15 protein-coding genes are annotated in these 17,027 nt (G+C 62.4%); 9 read left to right on the top strand and 6 right to left on the bottom strand.

Annotated elements, in window-relative coordinates; all coding sequences use genetic code 11:
- Nucleotides 1-3: 3 nt before the first annotated feature.
- Together AC0Z42_RS09770 and argH are read right to left on the bottom strand one after the other, a co-directional pair.
- Entirely contained in the window at nucleotides 4-1,251 is a 1,248-nt protein-coding gene (locus AC0Z42_RS09770) for a M24 family metallopeptidase (RefSeq protein ID WP_485468030.1), read from the bottom strand.
- Between the two features lie 74 nt (nucleotides 1,252-1,325).
- Nucleotides 1,326-2,723: an argininosuccinate lyase gene (gene argH, locus AC0Z42_RS09765; RefSeq protein WP_485468029.1), complete on the bottom strand. Its 1,398-nt coding sequence runs from the start codon at nucleotides 2,721-2,723 to the stop codon at nucleotides 1,326-1,328.
- A gap of 276 nt (nucleotides 2,724-2,999) precedes the next feature.
- Here argH and AC0Z42_RS09760 point away from each other — a divergent pair, with 276 nt between their 5' ends.
- The 6 genes from AC0Z42_RS09760 (at nucleotide 3,000) to AC0Z42_RS09735 (ending at nucleotide 8,377) form a co-directional block, all read left to right on the top strand.
- A complete protein-coding gene (locus AC0Z42_RS09760; protein ID WP_485468028.1) occupies nucleotides 3,000-3,188 on the top strand; it encodes a hypothetical protein in 189 nt (62 codons plus the stop codon).
- A 455-nt stretch (nucleotides 3,189-3,643) separates the two neighbouring features.
- Nucleotides 3,644-4,108 carry a carboxymuconolactone decarboxylase family protein gene (locus tag AC0Z42_RS09755; RefSeq protein WP_485468027.1) on the top strand — a complete coding sequence of 155 codons (465 nt, stop codon included), beginning with the start codon at nucleotides 3,644-3,646 and terminating at the stop codon, nucleotides 4,106-4,108.
- A 43-nt stretch (nucleotides 4,109-4,151) separates the two neighbouring features.
- The gene (sigJ, locus tag AC0Z42_RS09750; protein WP_485468026.1) at nucleotides 4,152-5,039 is read left to right on the top strand and encodes an RNA polymerase sigma factor SigJ; all 888 of its coding nucleotides are present in this window, start codon (nucleotides 4,152-4,154) and stop codon (nucleotides 5,037-5,039) included.
- 39 nt (nucleotides 5,040-5,078) lie between these two features.
- Nucleotides 5,079-5,678, top strand: a complete 600-nt coding sequence (locus AC0Z42_RS09745; protein WP_485468025.1) for a flavodoxin family protein — start codon at nucleotides 5,079-5,081, stop codon at nucleotides 5,676-5,678.
- 173 nt (nucleotides 5,679-5,851) lie between these two features.
- The gene (locus tag AC0Z42_RS09740) at nucleotides 5,852-6,043 is read left to right on the top strand and encodes a hypothetical protein (protein WP_485468024.1); all 192 of its coding nucleotides are present in this window, start codon (nucleotides 5,852-5,854) and stop codon (nucleotides 6,041-6,043) included.
- A 285-nt stretch (nucleotides 6,044-6,328) separates the two neighbouring features.
- Entirely contained in the window at nucleotides 6,329-8,377 is a 2,049-nt protein-coding gene (locus tag AC0Z42_RS09735) for a M13 family metallopeptidase (protein ID WP_485468023.1), read from the top strand.
- 32 nt (nucleotides 8,378-8,409) lie between these two features.
- Here AC0Z42_RS09735 and AC0Z42_RS09730 read toward each other — a convergent pair whose 3' ends face one another.
- From AC0Z42_RS09730 to AC0Z42_RS09715, 4 genes are all read right to left on the bottom strand, one after another.
- The gene (locus AC0Z42_RS09730) at nucleotides 8,410-8,799 is read right to left on the bottom strand and encodes a hypothetical protein (protein WP_485468022.1); all 390 of its coding nucleotides are present in this window, start codon (nucleotides 8,797-8,799) and stop codon (nucleotides 8,410-8,412) included.
- Between the two features lie 15 nt (nucleotides 8,800-8,814).
- Nucleotides 8,815-9,009, bottom strand: a complete 195-nt coding sequence (locus AC0Z42_RS09725; protein ID WP_485468021.1) for a hypothetical protein — start codon at nucleotides 9,007-9,009, stop codon at nucleotides 8,815-8,817.
- 134 nt (nucleotides 9,010-9,143) lie between these two features.
- Nucleotides 9,144-10,535, bottom strand: a complete 1,392-nt coding sequence (locus tag AC0Z42_RS09720) for a YfcC family protein (protein WP_485468020.1) — start codon at nucleotides 10,533-10,535, stop codon at nucleotides 9,144-9,146.
- Nucleotides 10,536-10,549: 14 nt separating this feature from the next.
- A complete protein-coding gene (locus AC0Z42_RS09715) occupies nucleotides 10,550-11,686 on the bottom strand; it encodes a succinylglutamate desuccinylase/aspartoacylase family protein (RefSeq protein ID WP_485468019.1) in 1,137 nt (378 codons plus the stop codon).
- A gap of 202 nt (nucleotides 11,687-11,888) precedes the next feature.
- On the opposite strand from AC0Z42_RS09715, the gene AC0Z42_RS09710 reads away from it, so the two are divergent.
- The 3 genes from AC0Z42_RS09710 to AC0Z42_RS09700 all read left to right on the top strand — a co-directional run bounded on the left by AC0Z42_RS09710 (nucleotide 11,889) and on the right by AC0Z42_RS09700 (nucleotide 17,026).
- Nucleotides 11,889-12,881, top strand: coding sequence for a MurR/RpiR family transcriptional regulator (locus AC0Z42_RS09710; protein WP_485468018.1), 993 nt, complete (start codon nucleotides 11,889-11,891; stop codon nucleotides 12,879-12,881).
- A gap of 33 nt (nucleotides 12,882-12,914) precedes the next feature.
- Nucleotides 12,915-15,698 (top strand): TonB-dependent receptor, encoded by a 2,784-nt coding sequence (locus tag AC0Z42_RS09705; protein WP_485468017.1) that lies wholly within the window; start codon nucleotides 12,915-12,917, stop codon nucleotides 15,696-15,698.
- Between the two features lie 140 nt (nucleotides 15,699-15,838).
- Nucleotides 15,839-17,026 (top strand): cyanophycinase, encoded by a 1,188-nt coding sequence (locus AC0Z42_RS09700; RefSeq protein WP_485468170.1) that lies wholly within the window; start codon nucleotides 15,839-15,841, stop codon nucleotides 17,024-17,026.
- Nucleotide 17,027: the final 1 nt, after the last annotated feature.

Genomic DNA, 17,027 nt, shown 5'->3' with positions numbered 1-17,027 from the left:
GTGTTACAAGCCCAGGCCGAAGGGGTTATCGATGCTGTGCGCCGGCTCGGTGAACCACTTCGGTCCCACCTCCGTCATGTAAAAATGATCTTCATGGCGGATGCCGAATTCGCCCGGAATGCAGATCATCGGCTCGTTTGAAAAGCACATGCCCACATCGAGCGGCGTGGTGTCGCTGCCGACCAGGTAGGGCCACTCGTGGATATCGAGGCCGATGCCGTGGCCGGTGCGGTGCGGCAGGCCGGGCAGCTTGTAGCCGGGGCCAAAGCCATCCTCTTCCAATGACACGCGCGCGGCGCGGTCGACGTCGCCACACGGCAGGCCCAGCCGGGCTGCCGCAAACGCCGCCGCCTGGGCTTTCTTTTCGCTGTTCCACACACTGCGCTGGCGTTCGCTGATGGCGCCAAACACATAGGTGCGCGTGATGTCGGAAATATAGTTCATCACCTGGCAACCGGTGTCGATCAGCACCGTGTCGCCCGCTTTCAGGGTCTGCACGTAGTTTACGCCATGCGGATAGGCGGTCGCCTCGCCAAACAGCACGATGCAGAAATACGAGCGCGGCGCACCCACCTTGCGGTGCGCTCGGCTGATGAATTCTTCCACTTCCACCGTCGTGATGCCCTCGTAAAGCATGCTGGCCGTGGCCACGTGCACGGCCAGTGTCATGTCCATCACGCGCTGCATCAGGGCGATTTCGGCGCTGGACTTGCGACTGCGGCAGTACGCCGTGACTGCGCGCGCGTTTTCCAGCGCGTAGCCAGGGGCCAGCGGCTTGATGCCGTCGTAGATAAAGAAGGCGGCGCTTTCGCAGATGCCCACGCGCGGTGGTTGCTGCGCATTTTGCGCAATACCCATGCGCGCCAGCACGTCGACGAACAGCTGGTACGGGCTTTCATGCTCTTCCCAGCAATTGACACGGCCTTCGATCAGCATGAAACCTTGCAAGGTGCTTTCTTCAAACGCGGGAGCGATATATTCGAGCGCGCCGGACGCAGGCAGGATGGCGCCGACCATGCGTTCGCTGGCATACCATTTGGTGCCGGTGAAATAGGTGAGGTTGGCGCCCGCGTTCAGGTAGATGGCAGATACGCCCAAAGCGCGCATCTGCGCTTGCGCGGTGGCGATGCGTTGTGCGTGTTCGTCCGTGCCGATGGCGGCCATGCCGGCCGTCATGTCCGTCAAGGTGGACAGTGCTGCTTCAATTGATTTGCCGCCGATACCGATGCCGACGTTGCTGACGCTGCTCATACCTGCTCCAAGATGGGTTCTGAAGGCAGGCATGATAGCAGCCGCCCCCGGGGAAGGGGCGGCGGAAAAGCGACTTACTTTTCCAGCTGCGTGCGTACGCGGGCGATCGCCTTGCGTACCTGGTTCGGCGCGGTGCCGCCGACATGGTCGCGCGCGGCAACCGAGCCTTCCAGGGTCAGCACTGCGAACACGTCGTCGCCGGTCAATGGCGAGAACGCCTGCAACTGCTCCAGCGACAAATCGGCCAGGTCGCAGCCGGCGTCGACGCAGGCGCGTACTGCCAGGGCGACGGCTTCATGGGCGTCGCGGAACGGCAGGCCTTTCTTGACCAGGTAGTCGGCCAGGTCGGTGGCGGTGGCGTAGCCTTGCAGGGCGGCCGCGCGCATCGCTTCCGGTTTCACCGTGATGCCGCCGGCCATGTCGGCGAAGATGCGCAGGGTGTCGATCACGGTGTCGACCGTGTCGAACAGCGGTTCCTTGTCTTCCTGGTTGTCCTTGTTGTAGGCCAGCGGCTGGCCTTTCATCAGTGTCAGCAGGCCGATCAGGTGGCCGTAGACGCGACCGGTCTTGCCACGCGCCAGCTCAGGCACGTCCGGGTTTTTCTTTTGCGGCATGATCGACGAGCCGGTGCAGAAGCGGTCGGCGATGTCGATGAAGCCGATGCGTGGACTCATCCAGATCACCAGTTCTTCGGCCATGCGCGACACGTGCATCATCAGCACGGCGGAAGCGGCGCAGAACTCGATGGCGAAATCGCGGTCCGAGACGGCGTCCAGCGAGTTGTGGCAGACGTCGTCAAAGCCCAGCGTCTTGGCCACGCGCAGGCGGTCGATCGGGAAAGTGGTGCCGGCCAGTGCGGCCGCGCCCAGCGGCAGGCGGTTGACGCGCTTGCGCGTATCGGCCATGCGCTCGGCGTCGCGGCCGAACATTTCGACATACGCCAGCATATGGTGGCCAAACGTGATCGGCTGGGCTACCTGCATGTGGGTAAAGCCCGGCATGATGGTGTCGGCGTGCTGCTCGGCCAGGTCGGTCAGGGCGCCGCGCAAGGTGGCCAGCAGGGCAGTGATGTCGTCGATGGCGGAACGCACGTACAGGCGGATGTCGGTGGCCACCTGGTCGTTGCGCGAACGGCCCGTGTGCAATCGCTTGCCGGCGTCGCCCACCAGTTCGGTCAGGCGTTTTTCAATATTCAGGTGGACGTCTTCCAGGTCCAGCAGCCATTCGAACTGGCCGGCGGCGATTTCCTGCGAGATCTGCGCCATGCCACGCTGGATTTCTGCGTAGTCGGCCGGGCTGATGATGGCTTGTGCATGCAGCATTTCCGCATGGGCCAGCGAACCTTCGATATCGAACAGCGCCAGGCGCTTGTCGAAAAATACGGAGGCGGTATAGCGCTTGACGAGGTCCGAGACCGGTTCGGAAAACCGGGCCGACCAGGCTTCGCCCTTTTTGGAGAATTGATCAGTCATGAAAGAGGTCCTTTAGTGTACGGCGATTATAAACAAGGTTGGCCTGCATCAGGGCTTTTAGGGGCGCAGACAGGGTTGAGAAGGCCGGAAATGGGGCTTGCACGCATCAAAATGCGGCCTGTTGCGGGTTTTTCGGCCGTTTCTGCGTTTCGTCAGGGCTGTTTGTATTCTGTTCCGCGATTTGCGCGTTTGGTCGCAATCCGATGGCGTTGACGAGGGGGCAAGTTTAAAGTTCAATCATCGCAGCACACAACCACTGATCCCAGGGACTTGACCATGAACATCGCCAAAAACATCGAAGCCATCGCCATTGCCATCATCGCCGTTGCCGCCGCAGCCAGCATGGCCACCGCTTCGGTGCCGAAAGCGGTGGCCAACGCTGGCGCCAGCGCCGACGCCGTCACCACCCATGTGGTCTATGTCAGCGCCAAGCGCCTGAGCGCCGAAGAAAAAGCCGCACTGTAAGCGTGCTTCGGTCATGACTGCAGGCGCTTGTCGCCCTTTTCTTCTGCATATATTCCATCGATGGCACGATCTGGCGACGTCCGGACTTCCCTGACCATCGATATCCGTGGTTTCCGATGGTTCCGCGTCGAGTATCACGCACCGGTTTTCGTACCTCCACCAATCCAGAGACGATCGTATGGCGAAGGCCTTTTGCCCAGCCTTGCGTGGGCGCGTGAGCGAGCAGGCAGCTTGCCAGCGCGGCGAAGACACCTGGTTGGTGCCGGCGTCAGCACCGGACATTCTTGAGCCATGTTTTTTCTCTCGCCGATGACGCTTCCATTGGACGTCGCCAGGGCGTATCCGCGCCTGTGCAAAAATAATTGACGCAAGCTGTCACAACGCGCCGGCGCCGAACGTCTAAGTGATATGACCAGCGCATGGTGCGCGGTCATCAACCAACCACTGAGGTCATCATGTCCAATACCGCCCGCCTGCCTTTCTTTTCTCTCGCCCCCAATTCGCTCAAAGCGATGATCAATCTGTCGAAGTCGGCCAGCCAGGGCGCGATCGGCGAACGCATTTTCGAGCTGGTCAACCTGCGCGTGTCGCAAATCAACGGCTGCGGTGTGTGCGTCGACATGCATTGGCGCTTCCTGCTCAAACAGGGCGCCGAGCCGCGTCATCTGAATGCCATCGCCGGATGGCGCGAAGCGCCGTTCTTCAGCGCCCGCGAACGCGCCGCGCTGGCCTGGGCGGAAGCCGTCAATGCGCTGCCGCAGCGCGACGATACCGACGCCGCCTATCGCGAACTGCGCGAGCATTACACTGAAAACGAGGTGGTGGAACTGAGCTACGCCATCGCCGCGATTCGCGGTTGGAACGTGCTGAACCTGTCGCTGCGCAACCAGATTCCGGAAGAGCCGGCGCCAGGTTTCTAAACCCCCGCCGATCAATGTAGTATTGGGAAACAAGACCATCACCATGAGCCATCACACCGACACCGACTACCTGGCCCTCTTTACGGCGCTGCGCCCAAGGCTGTTTTCGATCGCCTATCGCATGCTGGGCGTGCGCGCCGATGCCGAGGATGTGCTGCAGGACGCCTGGCTGCGCTGGCATGGCGGCGACAAGGCGCAGATCCAGTCCTGCGAAGCGTGGCTGGTGTCGGTGGTGACCCGGCTGGCCATCGACCGCCTGCGCTCAAGCAAGGCCGATCGCGAGACCTATGTTGGCTGGTGGTTGCCCGAGCCGCTGGTCGAGCTGGATGAAAACACGCCGGAACGCGCGGTGGAGCTGGCCAGCGATGTCTCGTTTGCCTTCATGTGGGCGCTCGAGAGGTTGTCGGCCGACGAGCGCGCGGCCTTTTTGATGCGCCATGTGTTCGATGCCGACTATGTGGAAATTGCCGAAGTGCTGGGCAAGACCGAAGCCACTTGCCGCCAGCTTGCCCATCGTGCCCAGGTACGGGTACGCCAGGAGCGCCCGCGCTTCACCGTGCCCAGGGATGCGCACCGAGAACTGCTGGCGAAATTTACCGAGGCCGCCAGCAAGGGCGACCGCGCGGCGATGCGCGCCCTGATGTCCGACGACGTGCAACTGGTGGCGGACGGCGGCGGCAAGGTGAATTCCTTCCTGCATGTACTGAAAGGCGCGGGACGGGTCGCCGGCGTCTACTGGTCGCTGGAGCACCAGTTCCCGGCGCAAGTCCGCTATCGCGCCGCCCTGATCAACGGCGAACCTGGGCTGCTGCGCTATGTGGCCGGCAAGCTTGAATCGGTGCAGTCCTTCATCGTCGACGGCGAACGGGTGGTGGCGGTGTTCATCATGCGCAATCCCGACAAACTGCGGTCGGTTCCGCAAACCATCTGAGCGGGCTGCGGCCCTGCTTCACTATTCAAAGGAAAAAACATGAGTACCGAAATCAAGGTGCGGGTCGCTGTCGTCTATCACAGCGGCTACGGCCATACCGAACGTTTCGCCCAGGCAGTCGCGCAAGGCGCCGAACAGGCCGGCGCCGATGTCCTGCTGGTCAGCGTGGAACAGGCCGACTTGCACTGGCAGGAGCTGGAGCGCGTCGACGCCATCATTTTTGGCTGCCCCACTTACATGGGCAGCGCCTCGGCGGCGTTCAAGCAGTTCATGGATGACAGCTCGCCCCACGCATTTCTAGCGCAGAAGTGGCAGCACAAGGTCGCGGCCGGTTTCACGAATGCGGCAAGCCGCTCCGGCGACAAGCTGCAAACGCTGCAGCAACTGGCGATCTTCGCCGCGCAGCATGGCATGCACTGGGTTAATCTCGGCCTGCAGTCCGGGCATAACCGCTCGACCTCGACCGAAGACAGCCTGAACCGCCACGGCTTTTTTATCGGCGCCGCGGCGCAGTCCGATGCCGACCAGCCTGCGGAAAACACCGCCACGCCGGCGGACCTGGCGACGTGCGCCCACCTGGGCGCCAGGGTGGCCCTGGTGGCCAGCCAGCTCGCCCATGGGCGTGCAGCACTGGCCTGAGCCGCCGGTGCATGAGGTGAGTATCGATCGCTGCGTTTCATCGCAGCTTTTTGTATTCTGTCCCGCGTTTTGCGCGCTTTGTCGCAATCCGGTGGTGCTTGCAGGGCGATGCGCCTAAAGTTCAATCATCGCAGCACACAACCCACCGAACCACTCACGCAAAGGACATCATCATGAACATCGCCAAAAACATGGAAGCCATTTTCGTTGCCATCATCGCCATCGCTGCTGCCACCAGCATCGCCACCGCCTCGGTACCGAAGTTCCGCGCCGCGCCAGCGTCCGTGGTTGCCAGTGCCGATGTCACGCATGTGGTCTACGTCAGCGCCAAACGCCTGAGCGCCGAAGAAAAAGCCGCGCTGTAAGAATTTCGATCATGCCACAAGCAGTTCCCGCAACAGCATCCGCAGCACACCGCAATACCACATCACAGGCAGTCAGGACGGGCGGCGCCCCCGGTTCTTTCCAGCCTTGCTGACAGCCATGCCAGTCATCATTGCCCGCGTCAACTACCAGCGCAAAAAAGTGGCGATTCCGCCTTTGATCTTGCTGCAATGCAGCACCCGTCTGTGAGTATAATCCTGCGCTTGCGTGTCTGTACCCAGCATGCTCGTCAACAGGAAGTCTCACTCACAACCAAAGGAATCTTCGTGCATCGTTCGCTTATCAGCGCCGCCTGCTGCGCCCTGTTCGCTCTCGCCACACCCTCGCTGCATGCCCAGCAAGCCCCCAATGCCGCCGCTCCCGTCTCCGGCATCGACATGAAAACGCTCGACACGGCAGTGCGTCCGCAAGACGATTTCTACGCCTACGTCAACGGCATCTGGACCCGCAACACCGAAATCCCGGCCGACAAATCGGTCTGGGGCACGTATATCGAATTGCGTGAAATCGCCCAGGGCCAGCTGCGCGCCCTGATCGACGCCACCGTCAAGAATCCCGGCAAGGCCGGCAGCGAAACGCACAAGATCGCCGACCTGTACACCAGCTTCATGAATGAGAAGGCGCGCGACGCCGCCGGCTTCAAGCCCCTGCGCGTGGAACTGGCGCGCGTGGCAGCCATCAAGGACAAGAAGGAATTGCCGGCGCTGTTCGCCTTTTTGCAACGCAGCGGCATCCAGACGCCATTTTCGGCCGGTGTCGCGCCCGATGCGCAAGACCCGGAAAACTACACCGTCAATATCAGCCAATCCGGCCTGGGCCTGCCTGACCGCGACTATTACCTGAAGGACGACGACGCCAAGCTGGTGGCCGTGCGCGCCAAATACCTGAAGCATATCGAAACCATGCTGGCCATGAGCGGCGACAAGGCTGCCGCCGCGCATTCCGCCCAGGTGCTTGACATTGAAACGCGCCTGGCTGCGGCGCAATGGACGCGCGTGCAGATGCGCGATCCCGTCAAGTCTTACAACCGTGTCGCCTTCGACCAATTCGGCGAGCTGGCGCCGGCGTTTGACTGGAAGGCCTACTTTGCCACCGCCGGACTGGCGCCAAAGGCGTCGTCGGCAGTGGTGCGCCAGCCCAGCTTTTTCACTGGCTTTTCGGCAGCCGTGGCCGAGATTCCGCTGGAATCCTGGAAGAGCTACCTGAACTGGCGCATCGTCGAAAGCTATGCGTCCTTCCTGGACAGCGCCACCGTCAAGGAGCGCTTCGCCTTCGAAGGCACGGTGCTGCGCGGCGTGCCGCAAAGCGAACCGCAGTGGCAACTGGCGCTGCGCTTTACCGACAACGCCATCAGCGACGCGGTCGGCAAGCGCTATGTGGAAATGTACCTGCCGCCTGAAACCAAGCCGCGCGTGATGGCCATGTTCGACAATTTCGTCGCTTCGTTCAAAGAAGGCATCGACAATCTGGACTGGATGAGCCCGGAGACCAAGAAAGAAGCGCAACTGAAGCTGGCAGGCCTGAAGCCGAAGATCGCCTATCCTGAAAAATGGCGCGACTACAGCAGCATGAAAACCCAGCCGAACGACCTGATCGCCAACGTGCGCGCCGCGCGTGCCTGGGGCCGCCAGAACAACCTGGACAAACTGGGCAAACCGGTCGACCGCGACGAATGGTCGATGACGCCGCAAACCGTCAACGCCAGCTACAGCCCGGCGCTCAATTCCATCACGATACCGGCCGCGATCCTGCAGCCGCCATTCTTTAACGTGAAGGCCGAAGACGCGGTCAACTACGGCCTGCTGGGCATCACCTTCGGCCATGAAATCAGCCATGCGTTCGACGATTCCGGTAGCCAGTACGACGCCCACGGCCGCCTGCGCAACTGGTGGACGGCGGATGACCGCACTGCCTTCAAGGCGCGCGCGGCAGGCCTGGTCAAGCAGTATGGCAGCTACAGCCCGGTGCCTGGCTACCATATCAACGGCGAGCTGACCCTCGGTGAAAACATCGGCGACAACTCCGGCCTGTCGCTGACGTATAACGCTTATCGCCGCTCGCTCGGTGGCAAGCCTTCACCGGTGATCGATGGTTTGACGGGCGAGCAGCGCCTGTACATCGGCTTCGCGCAGAAATGGCGCGCCAAGCTGCGCCCCGAAGCGGCCATCGCGCAGATCAAGAGCGATCCGCATTCGCCCGGCGAATTCCGCGCCAAGGGCACCGTGATGAACCAGCCAGGCTTTTACGAGGCGTTCGGCATCAAGCCGGGCGACGCCATGTATCTGCCGCCGGAGCAGCGCGTGATCATGTGGTAAGGCTGTAACGATGGTCCCGCCGGCCCGCGATACTACGCGTCAGGGCCCGGCGGGACCAGGCCGTGCTGCTCCCGCAGATGGCGCGCCAGATGCCGGCCATGGCCGGCATCGATCACCTGTTCGGCTGTCGGCAAATATTTATCCACCACCTCATCCATCAGATGGCAGGCATCCTCGAACGGTTGCCTGCACTGCATACACTCCAGCCGCTCATCTTCACTCAACAAATAGCTCCGCTTTCTTTGGCTGGTGTCCGCCAGGTCGACATACCACGTTTCGCACTCGTAGCACTGCACCGAAATATGGCCGCAAGACGGACAGCGCAGGAAGACAAGGTCTTCGTCGCCGCAGCAGTGGAAGTGGGTATAGTCGACGTCGCCGTCGGTCAGCAGGGCGGGGTTGTGGGGTGTGATATCGGACATGCTGGTGAGGTTGGATCAATCGAGGTGCATTGTCAACTCGAAGGCGCTTCCCTTTTCCGAGTAGCGCCAGCCCTTGTCCAGTGCCTGCCTGATGGCGTCCTCGACAATCGAGGGCGTTACAGCACGCGTATCGCCCACCAGCCAGTCATGAGGACGTGCCAGGTTGGTAATCACAAGCAGCGTGCTGCCGCCACCATCGTCATATTCCAACTGCAAGAGTCAGCGTGCGCCCATCGCAAGCCTGTGCGGGCGTTATGCGCGAACGTACCGACCATCGATGTGGCATGGCATGGACCATGATGCCACGACTGCCTTTTTTGCGATTGACATGCTTCCTGGCCTCCTTACTGCCAATGCATCAAACAAGGCGGTATCAGCAGCAGCAAGGCCAGCACCAGGTAGATCAGCTGTAGCGGGATCATCCACTTGGCCCAGGTGATCCATGGTACCCGCGCCAGCGCCAGTACGCCGACGGTGATGCCGGAGGTGGGGATCATCGGCGTGGTGAATTCGCCGAACTGGAATGCCAGGATCGCCGTCTGGCGCGTTACGCCGACCAGGTCGGCCAGCGGCGCCATGATGGGCATGGTGAGGGCGGCCTGGCCACTGCCGGAGTGGATGAAGAAGTTGATCACGGTCTGCATGAAGAACATTTTCTGCGCGGCGAACACGGGGCTCGATGAGGCCACCAGCGGCGTCAGGGCATGCAGCATGGTGTCGATGATCTGGGCGTCGCGCGCCAGGATCATGGTGGCGCGGGCCAGGGCGATCACCAGCGCCACGCCGACCATGTCGCGCGCGCCCTGCACGAAAGACGCGACCAGGCTGTCGGCATCCAGGCGCCCGACCAGGCCCACCACGATCGCCATCACCAGGAACAGGGCGGCGATTTCGTCGATGAACCAGTCGTACTTGACCACGCCCACCACCATCGTCAGCAAAGTCCCCAGGAAGATCCACAGCACGGCGCGGTGGGTGCGCGTCATGCCGGCGAAGCTGTCCAGGTCCATCGTGTGCTCGCGGCGCTTTTCGATGTCGAGCTGGTAAGTCGGGCTTTTCTCGGGGTGGCGCTTGATGCGCGCCGCGTACCACATCAGGAACAGGATGCTGACGGCGGTGGCGATGCTCCAGACGATCAGGCGGTAGCCGATGCCGGAAAAGATCGGCACGCCGGCGATGCCCTGCGCGATGCCAACATTGAAGGGGTTCAGGAAGGCGGCGGAAAAGCCCACTTGCGAACCGAGAAACGGAATCGAGACGCCGGTGATGGTGTCGTAGCCCAACGCCAGCGCCAGCGGCACGAAGATCAAAATGAAGGGGATCGCTTCCTCGTTCATGCCGAAGGTGGCGCCGCCGAGGGAAAACATGGTGAAGAAGACCGGGATAATGGCCGCGCGCACGAAGCGCGAACTGGTGTGGGCCTTGGCGATGGCCTTGATCAGCGAGTCGAACGCTTCGGTTTTCTGCAGCACCGCAAAGGCGCCGCCGACGATCAATACGAAACCGATGATCAGGCTGGCGTCGACAAAGCCCTTGATCGGCGACATCATCAGGGCGGCCAGGCCCTGCGGCTTGTTGGCCACGTAGTGAAACGTGCCGGGGATGATCAGCTGCTTGCCGTTGACCAGCTGGGTGTCGAATTTGCCACCCGGGACCAGCCAGGTGGCCAGTGCGATCATGGCCAGGATGGCGCACAGCAGCACGAAGGTATTGGGCAGCTTGAACGATTTTTTCATGTTGGACGATTTTCTTATTGGCTCAGCAGGCTGCCGCCGCGGTAGGCGATTGCACCGGCCACCTTGCCGACGTTCATGCCGCGCAGCACATGGCGGTGCGCGCTGCGCGCAAAGAACACGCCGGCCACCGTGCAGCGCAGGGTGGTGGTGTCGCCGCTGACAGGGTCGATCACGTCGGCCACCGCGTCGCCGGCCTCCAATACGTCACCCATTTCGCGCAAGTACACCAGCACGCCCGCATGCGGCGCCAGGATCGGCTCCACGCCGGCCAGCGGTGTGGGCACGCATTGCGGCGCTGGCAGGTCGTCGGCCGCACCGGAAATGTCCAATACGCCCTCGATGGCGAGGAAGCGCAGCAGGGCCCGGGCGTCCTGTTCGGCCAGCGCGTAGTTCACTTCCACTTCGCCGCGCAGCTCCACCGTCACCGACAAACAGGCGGCCGGTATTGGATAGCGGCCCTGGAAATGGCTGTCCAGGTCCCACCACAGGCGGCTGCACGCTTCGTCGAACGGCTCTTCGCCGGCCGCCAGTTCCAGCAGCACGGCGCGCGCGCCCAACAGGGCGGTGAGGGGCGCCAGTTGCGCCGCTAGCGGCGTGCCGGTGTACAGGTGCAGGGCAGCCTCATTGTCGCAATGCAGGTCGAGCACGATGTCGGCGTCGATCGCCATGCCAAGCAGGGTTTTTTTCAGGGTTTCCGCATCGGTGCGTGGCTGCCACGAGGCGACCGCGTCGCGCGCCTGCTGGCGGATCAGCGCCACGTTGGTGCCGGTATCCGGCCCCAGTTGGCCGTCGAGCGTGGTTTTCAGTTCATCGGCCACATGGCGGTAGGCGCGGTTGAAATTGATGCCGGTCGACAGGTCAAAACGGCCGAATGGCGCGCCGTGGATCGCTTGCGCCAGGCCGATCGGATTTGCCGCCGGTACCAGGATGATTTCGCCGAGGATCTTGCCGGCCGCTTCCAGCGCCAGCAGTTCGCGCCGCAGGAATTGCGCCACCAGCATGCCCGGCACTTCGTCCGCATGCAGGGCGGCCTGGATATACACCTTCTTGCCGCTGCGGCTGTCGGCCGCCGCGCTACCGAAATGGAAACTGCTGAGTTGATAGGCAACGCTGGCGTGCGGCGTGGAGATGGTGTGCTGGCGAACTTGCATGATGAGGCGCTCCAAAACGGGGCATGGTGGGTGGGTTTTGCGTCGATTATGTAGCATTATTTTCACTAAGTAAATAAATGAAAATCCTTTTACAGATATTGATTGAGTTTTGTTTTTGATATGAGTACAGTGGCTTGCGGCAGACGTTTTCAGAACCATGCCGCATGTCCTTTGCACGCAACAAACACAGGCCGCCAGTGATATGAAGTCAACCGCCAGTCCTGCCTCCGTCGCCGGCGTTCACGCGCCCGATGCGGCGTTTGCGCAGTCCGCGCTGGGGCAGACCCTGATGCGCGTGCTGGCCAGCGGTTCGGCTTCGCACCGGCAGATCGCCGACTATTTGCTGCGCAACCAGCTGCGCGTCACCGCGCTCGGCATCGAAGAACTGGCCGACAGTTGCCAGGTGTCGACTGCCACCATCAGCCGTTTTGCGCGCGATATCGGCCAGAAGAATTATTCGGCCATGCGCGGCGCCATGGCCGAAACCCTGCAGTCGCTGTTGCAGCCGGTGGACAAGCTGCGCCACACCATCGAACATCGCGCGCGCGCCACTTCGCCCGTCACGCAAAGCCTGGAATACGCGGCCGCCAATATCGCCGCCACCGCAGATGGCCTGTCACTGGCGCAGATGCAGGCGGTGGTACGGCGCCTGACGCGGGCCAGGGTGGTGTATGTGATGGGTTTTGGCCTGTCGGCCAACCTGGCCGGCATGCTGGTGCAGCACTTGCAGCCGTTCTGCCCGCACGTGGTGGAAGTGGTCGGCATCGGCGGCTCGGAAGTGGCGGCCGGCCACCTGGTCAACCTGACGGCGCACGATGTGCTGGTGGTGATCTCGTTTCCGCGCTATACGCTCGATTGCATCGGTCTTGCCAGCTTTGCGCGCGACCGCGGTGCGCATATCGTCGCGCTGACCGATTCGCCGGCCTCGCCGCTGGCCGAACTGGCCGACCATGCCTTGTTTGCGCAAAGCACCCATCCGGTACTGCCCAGCAGCGCCAGCACGGCGCTGGCCATGATCGAAGCGCTGGCCGTGGCGCTGATGGTGTCGAACAAGGGCAATGTCGAAAAAGCCGCGCGCCTGAGCGATGTCATTGCGGCCTACCTGTATGGCGGCGAACATGGCGTGCAGGGCCCAAGAAAATCGGCAGTAAAGCAACATAAAAGCAGGGCAGTTCAAAAAAAGCAATCCATATAAAAATTCAGGGTAAACACCATCGGGAGCTTACAAATGCAATTGGAAAATAGAAGCAAGCGCGCTTTGCCGCGCGAATCCGAACTGGCGCGCTCGGTACGGCTGGCGCTGGGGGCGGTCGGCATGACGGCGGCGCTGGGCATGCTGGGCACTGGCGCGCTGGCGCAGACGGCGGACGGCGAAATCGACCCTAGCTTGCGCCGCGTGGAAATCACCGGTTCGGCCATCAAGCGGCTCGAATCGGAAACCGCGCTGCCGGTGCAGGTGATCACGCGCGCGGACATTGAAAAGGCGGGCGTGACGACGGCGGCCGAACTGATGGCGCGCGTGTCGGCCAACGTCGGCGGCCTGACGGACGGCGCCAGCATCAATGTGGGCGGCGACCAGCGCGGCTTCAACAGCGCCAACCTGCGTGGCGTGGGCACCTCGTCGACCCTGGTGCTGCTCAATGGCCGGCGCATGGCCAACTTCGCCTCGCCCGGCGACGACACGGGCGTGGACCTGAACAATATCCCGGCCGCCGCGCTGCAGCGCGTGGAAGTGCTGCTCGACGGCGCTTCGGCCCTGTACGGCACCGACGCCATCGGCGGCGTGATCAACTTCATCACGCGCAAGGATTACCAGGGCCTGGACCTGAACGTGTATGGCAGCCGCACCGATGAAGGCGGCGCCGGCAAGCGCACCGCCAGCATCACGGCCGGCACCGGCAACCTGGAGACGGACGGCTACAATGTGTTTGCCGTGCTCGATGTGCAGAAGACCGATCGCCTGAGTACCTCGCAGCGCAAGTTCATTCCCAACCTGCAGATCCCGCAGCGCCTCGGCCATTTGCTGTCGAGCTTTACCAGTCCGGCCAATATTCGCCTCAGCAGCGCCCAGCGCACGCACCTGCAGGACAACGGTTTTCTCCTCAACGGCCAGCCGATCACGAACCGCCAGATCAATTTCGCGATTCCGAACTGCGCGCCGGCGGCCAATCTGTACCTGCCGAACGGCACCGGCGGCGTCGATGGCTGCACCTATGACTACATGGGCGACACCGAGCTGTATCCGAAGACCGACAAGCAGAACCTGCTCACGCGCGGCGTCTTCAAGATCAATAACGACCACCAGTTGTATGCGGAAGCGGCGTTGAGCCGCTCGCGCAGCTATTACGTGGGTTCGTCGGCGCGCGTGATCGGCTATCTCGATGCCAGCCGTGTGCCGCAACTGGCCAATGCCGGCTTCGGCACGGCGCTCGACGAAGACGGCGAGCCGGTCGGCAGCGAACTGGAACTGCGCATGCGCCTCAATGAAGCGGGCATGCGCACCAGCGAGCTGACCAGCGAAAGCCAGCGCTACGTGGTGGGCGCCACCGGCACCATGGCCGGCTGGGATTATGACGTGGGCCTGAACCATAGCGTCAACGTGGTCAAGGACCGCGACACGCATGGCTATGTGCTGTACGACCAGCTGCTGGCAGGCATCGCGGACGGCCGCATCAATCCGTTTGGTCCATCGAGTGCGGAAGGCCGAGCGCTGCTCGACAGCATCCAGGTCAACGACGAAGTGCGCCATGCGCGCGGCAGCATGGACTCGCTCGACTTCAAGTTCTCGCGCGCTCTGATGGCGATGGGTGGCGGCGACCTGGCGCTGGCGGTTGGCGGTGAAGTGCGGCGCGAACGCACCGAGTTCCGTCCCTCGGCTCTGCTGATGAGCGACAATATCAACAACGACGCGGCGCCCGAAGGCGGCGTGGCCACCAGCGACAGCCGCAACGTGCAGGCCATCTACGGCGAACTGCTGCTGCCGTTTACCAAGCAGTGGCAGGCGCAATTGTCTGGCCGCTACGACCATTACCAGCAAGTGGGCGGTGCGCTCAGTCCCAAGATCGGCCTGACCTTCATGCCGAACAAGCAGGTGCTGATGCGCGCCTCGGCCGGCAAGGGCTTCCGCGCGCCGTCGATGTCGGACCTGCACCGTCCTACCGTCTACAGCAGCACGGCGACCCTGCCCGATCCGGTCTACTGTGCCGAAGAGGGCAATGATTATTCGGTCTGCGCCGACAACTGGGATACGCGCCGCTACAGCAACGACAAATTGAAACCGGAACGCAGCCGCCAGTTCTCGGCCGGCCTGGTGCTGGAACCGAGCAAGCACTGGACCTTCAGCGCGGACTACTGGAACATCAAGCGCACCAACCTGATCAGCGAGATCGGCGACGATATTATCCTGGGCAACCTGGCCAAGTACGGCGACCTGGTGCACCGCGACGAAGATGGCCTGATCGATTACATCGAACTGCGCAAGGAAAACCGCGGCGGGCAAAAAGCCTCGGGCATTGACCTGACGGCCGACCTGCACGGCGTGAAAACGGCGTGGGGACGTTTCGGCGGCCACCTGAGCGGCACCTATGTGCTGGCATCGAAAATCCAGACCAGTCCCGGCGACGCCTATATCAGCAACCTGAATGCGTTTGTCACCGACGGCGTGGTGCAGCGCTGGCGCCATACGATCACCCTGGACTGGGACCTGGGCCCGTATTCGGCCAGCCTGTCGAACACCTATTCGACCGGCTACAAGGACCAGAACTCGGCCATCAATATCGACGATGGCAGCGTGGTGGCGGCCAACCGGGTCAAGGCCTACACGCTCTGGGACATGTCGGGCGCCTACGCTTTCAGCAAGCAGTTCAAGCTGCGCGCCGGCATCCAGAACCTGTTCAACACCAGCCCGCCGTATTCGAACCAGGCCTATTACTTCCTGTCCGGGTATGATCCAACTTATACGGATCCGCGCGGCCGGCGCTTTTATGCCAGCGCAAACTATAGCTTCAAGTAACAAGGTCGTTGTAGTGTGCGGCGCGCGTGTTGCGCGCGCCGTTTTCATCGTATTTGAAAGGCACCATGAAATCGATCACCATCCCGCTTCAACAATTGTGCAACGCCTTTGTGCTGATGGTGGCGCTGGCCATCACGGGCATGCAGGCCGTGGCCGCACCTGCCACGCCAGCCGTTCCCGCCAATGCGCCGCAAGGCACGCTGGTGATCATCGGCGGCGGCTTGCGGGCCGACAACGCCGAAGTGTGGCAGCGCATCGTCGACCTGGCGGGCGGCAAGGGCGCGCGCATCGCCGTGATGGCATCCGCTTCCATCAACCCTGAAAAATCGGGCGCCAGCATCATGGCCAAGCTCAATCAGTATGGCGCCGACGCCTTTTTCGTACCGCTGGGTGTGAAACTGGCCAATAGCGATTACCGCAAGGCGGCCGAAGACCCGGCCATCGTGACCCAGATCAAGTCGGCCAGCGGCATCTATTTTGCCGGCGGCGACCAGGGCCGCATCACCCAGGCGCTACTGCGCCCGGACGGCAGCCGCACCGCCGCATTGGAGGCCATCTGGTCGGTGTATCGCGGCGGCGGCGTGATCGCCGGCTCCAGCGCCGGCGCCGCCATCATGAGCACCACCATGTTCTACGATGCGCGCCCGGTGCTCGACATGCTGAAAATGGGCGTGACGGACGGGCGTGAAATTGCCCCTGGCCTGGGCTTTATCGGCAGCGACGTGTTCGTCGACCAGCACTTGCTGGTGCGCGGCCGCTTTGCGCGCATGATTCCCGTAATGCTGAAAAAAGGCTATCACATCGGCCTGGGCATCGATGAAAACAGCGCCATGATCGTCGACGCCAAGCGCGACGTGGAAGTGATCGGCTACAGCGGCGCGCTGCTGATCGACCTGTCGGGCGCCATCAGCGACCGTGGCGTGAAGAACTTCAATATCAGCAATGCCGCCATCAGCTACCTGGACCGGGGCGACAAGTTCAACCTGATCACCAAGGTATTCACCCCATCGCCGGACAAGGCCGACAACAAGCTCGATCCGAACCAGCCCGACATGCGCGAACCGGTGTTTACCAACGATATCCTCGGCAATAACGCCGTGCTGGACCTGATGGGCAACCTGATCGACAACGCCCAGCAGGAAGCGATCGGCATCGCCTTCGGCAACCCGCGTGATCCGTACCCGGACCTCGGTTTCGAATTTCGGTTCAGCAAGACCGTCAACAGTGTTGGCTACAGCTCGACCGAAGCGGAAGCGTATTCAGTGTTGAAACTGCGCCTCGATATCCGTCCGATCCAGCTGCGCCAGCCTTTGTACCGCTACAAATAAG

Source organism: Janthinobacterium sp. 1L-D-8-B-C4 (assembly GCF_057291295.1).
This window is presented reverse-complemented; position numbering and strand designations above follow the sequence as displayed.

Bases quoted from the DNA above. Each gene is read 5' to 3' on its own strand.
- sigJ (WP_485468026.1), top strand. From the start codon at position 4,152: ATGAGCCATCACACCGACACCGACTACCTGGCCCTCTTTACGGCGCTG.
- AC0Z42_RS09755 (WP_485468027.1), top strand. From the start codon at position 3,644: ATGTCCAATACCGCCCGCCTGCCTTTCTTTTCTCTCGCCCCCAATTCG.
- AC0Z42_RS09740 (WP_485468024.1), top strand. From the start codon at position 5,852: ATGAACATCGCCAAAAACATGGAAGCCATTTTCGTTGCCATCATCGCC.
- AC0Z42_RS09730 (WP_485468022.1), bottom strand. From the start codon at position 8,799: ATGTCCGATATCACACCCCACAACCCCGCCCTGCTGACCGACGGCGAC.
- AC0Z42_RS09770 (WP_485468030.1), bottom strand. From the start codon at position 1,251: ATGAGCAGCGTCAGCAACGTCGGCATCGGTATCGGCGGCAAATCAATT.
- AC0Z42_RS09760 (WP_485468028.1), top strand. From the start codon at position 3,000: ATGAACATCGCCAAAAACATCGAAGCCATCGCCATTGCCATCATCGCC.
- AC0Z42_RS09710 (WP_485468018.1), top strand. From the start codon at position 11,889: ATGAAGTCAACCGCCAGTCCTGCCTCCGTCGCCGGCGTTCACGCGCCC.
- AC0Z42_RS09745 (WP_485468025.1), top strand. From the start codon at position 5,079: ATGAGTACCGAAATCAAGGTGCGGGTCGCTGTCGTCTATCACAGCGGC.
- AC0Z42_RS09700 (WP_485468170.1), top strand. From the start codon at position 15,839: ATGCAGGCCGTGGCCGCACCTGCCACGCCAGCCGTTCCCGCCAATGCG.
- AC0Z42_RS09705 (WP_485468017.1), top strand. From the start codon at position 12,915: ATGCAATTGGAAAATAGAAGCAAGCGCGCTTTGCCGCGCGAATCCGAA.
- AC0Z42_RS09715 (WP_485468019.1), bottom strand. From the start codon at position 11,686: ATGCAAGTTCGCCAGCACACCATCTCCACGCCGCACGCCAGCGTTGCC.
- argH (WP_485468029.1), bottom strand. From the start codon at position 2,723: ATGACTGATCAATTCTCCAAAAAGGGCGAAGCCTGGTCGGCCCGGTTT.
- AC0Z42_RS09720 (WP_485468020.1), bottom strand. From the start codon at position 10,535: ATGAAAAAATCGTTCAAGCTGCCCAATACCTTCGTGCTGCTGTGCGCC.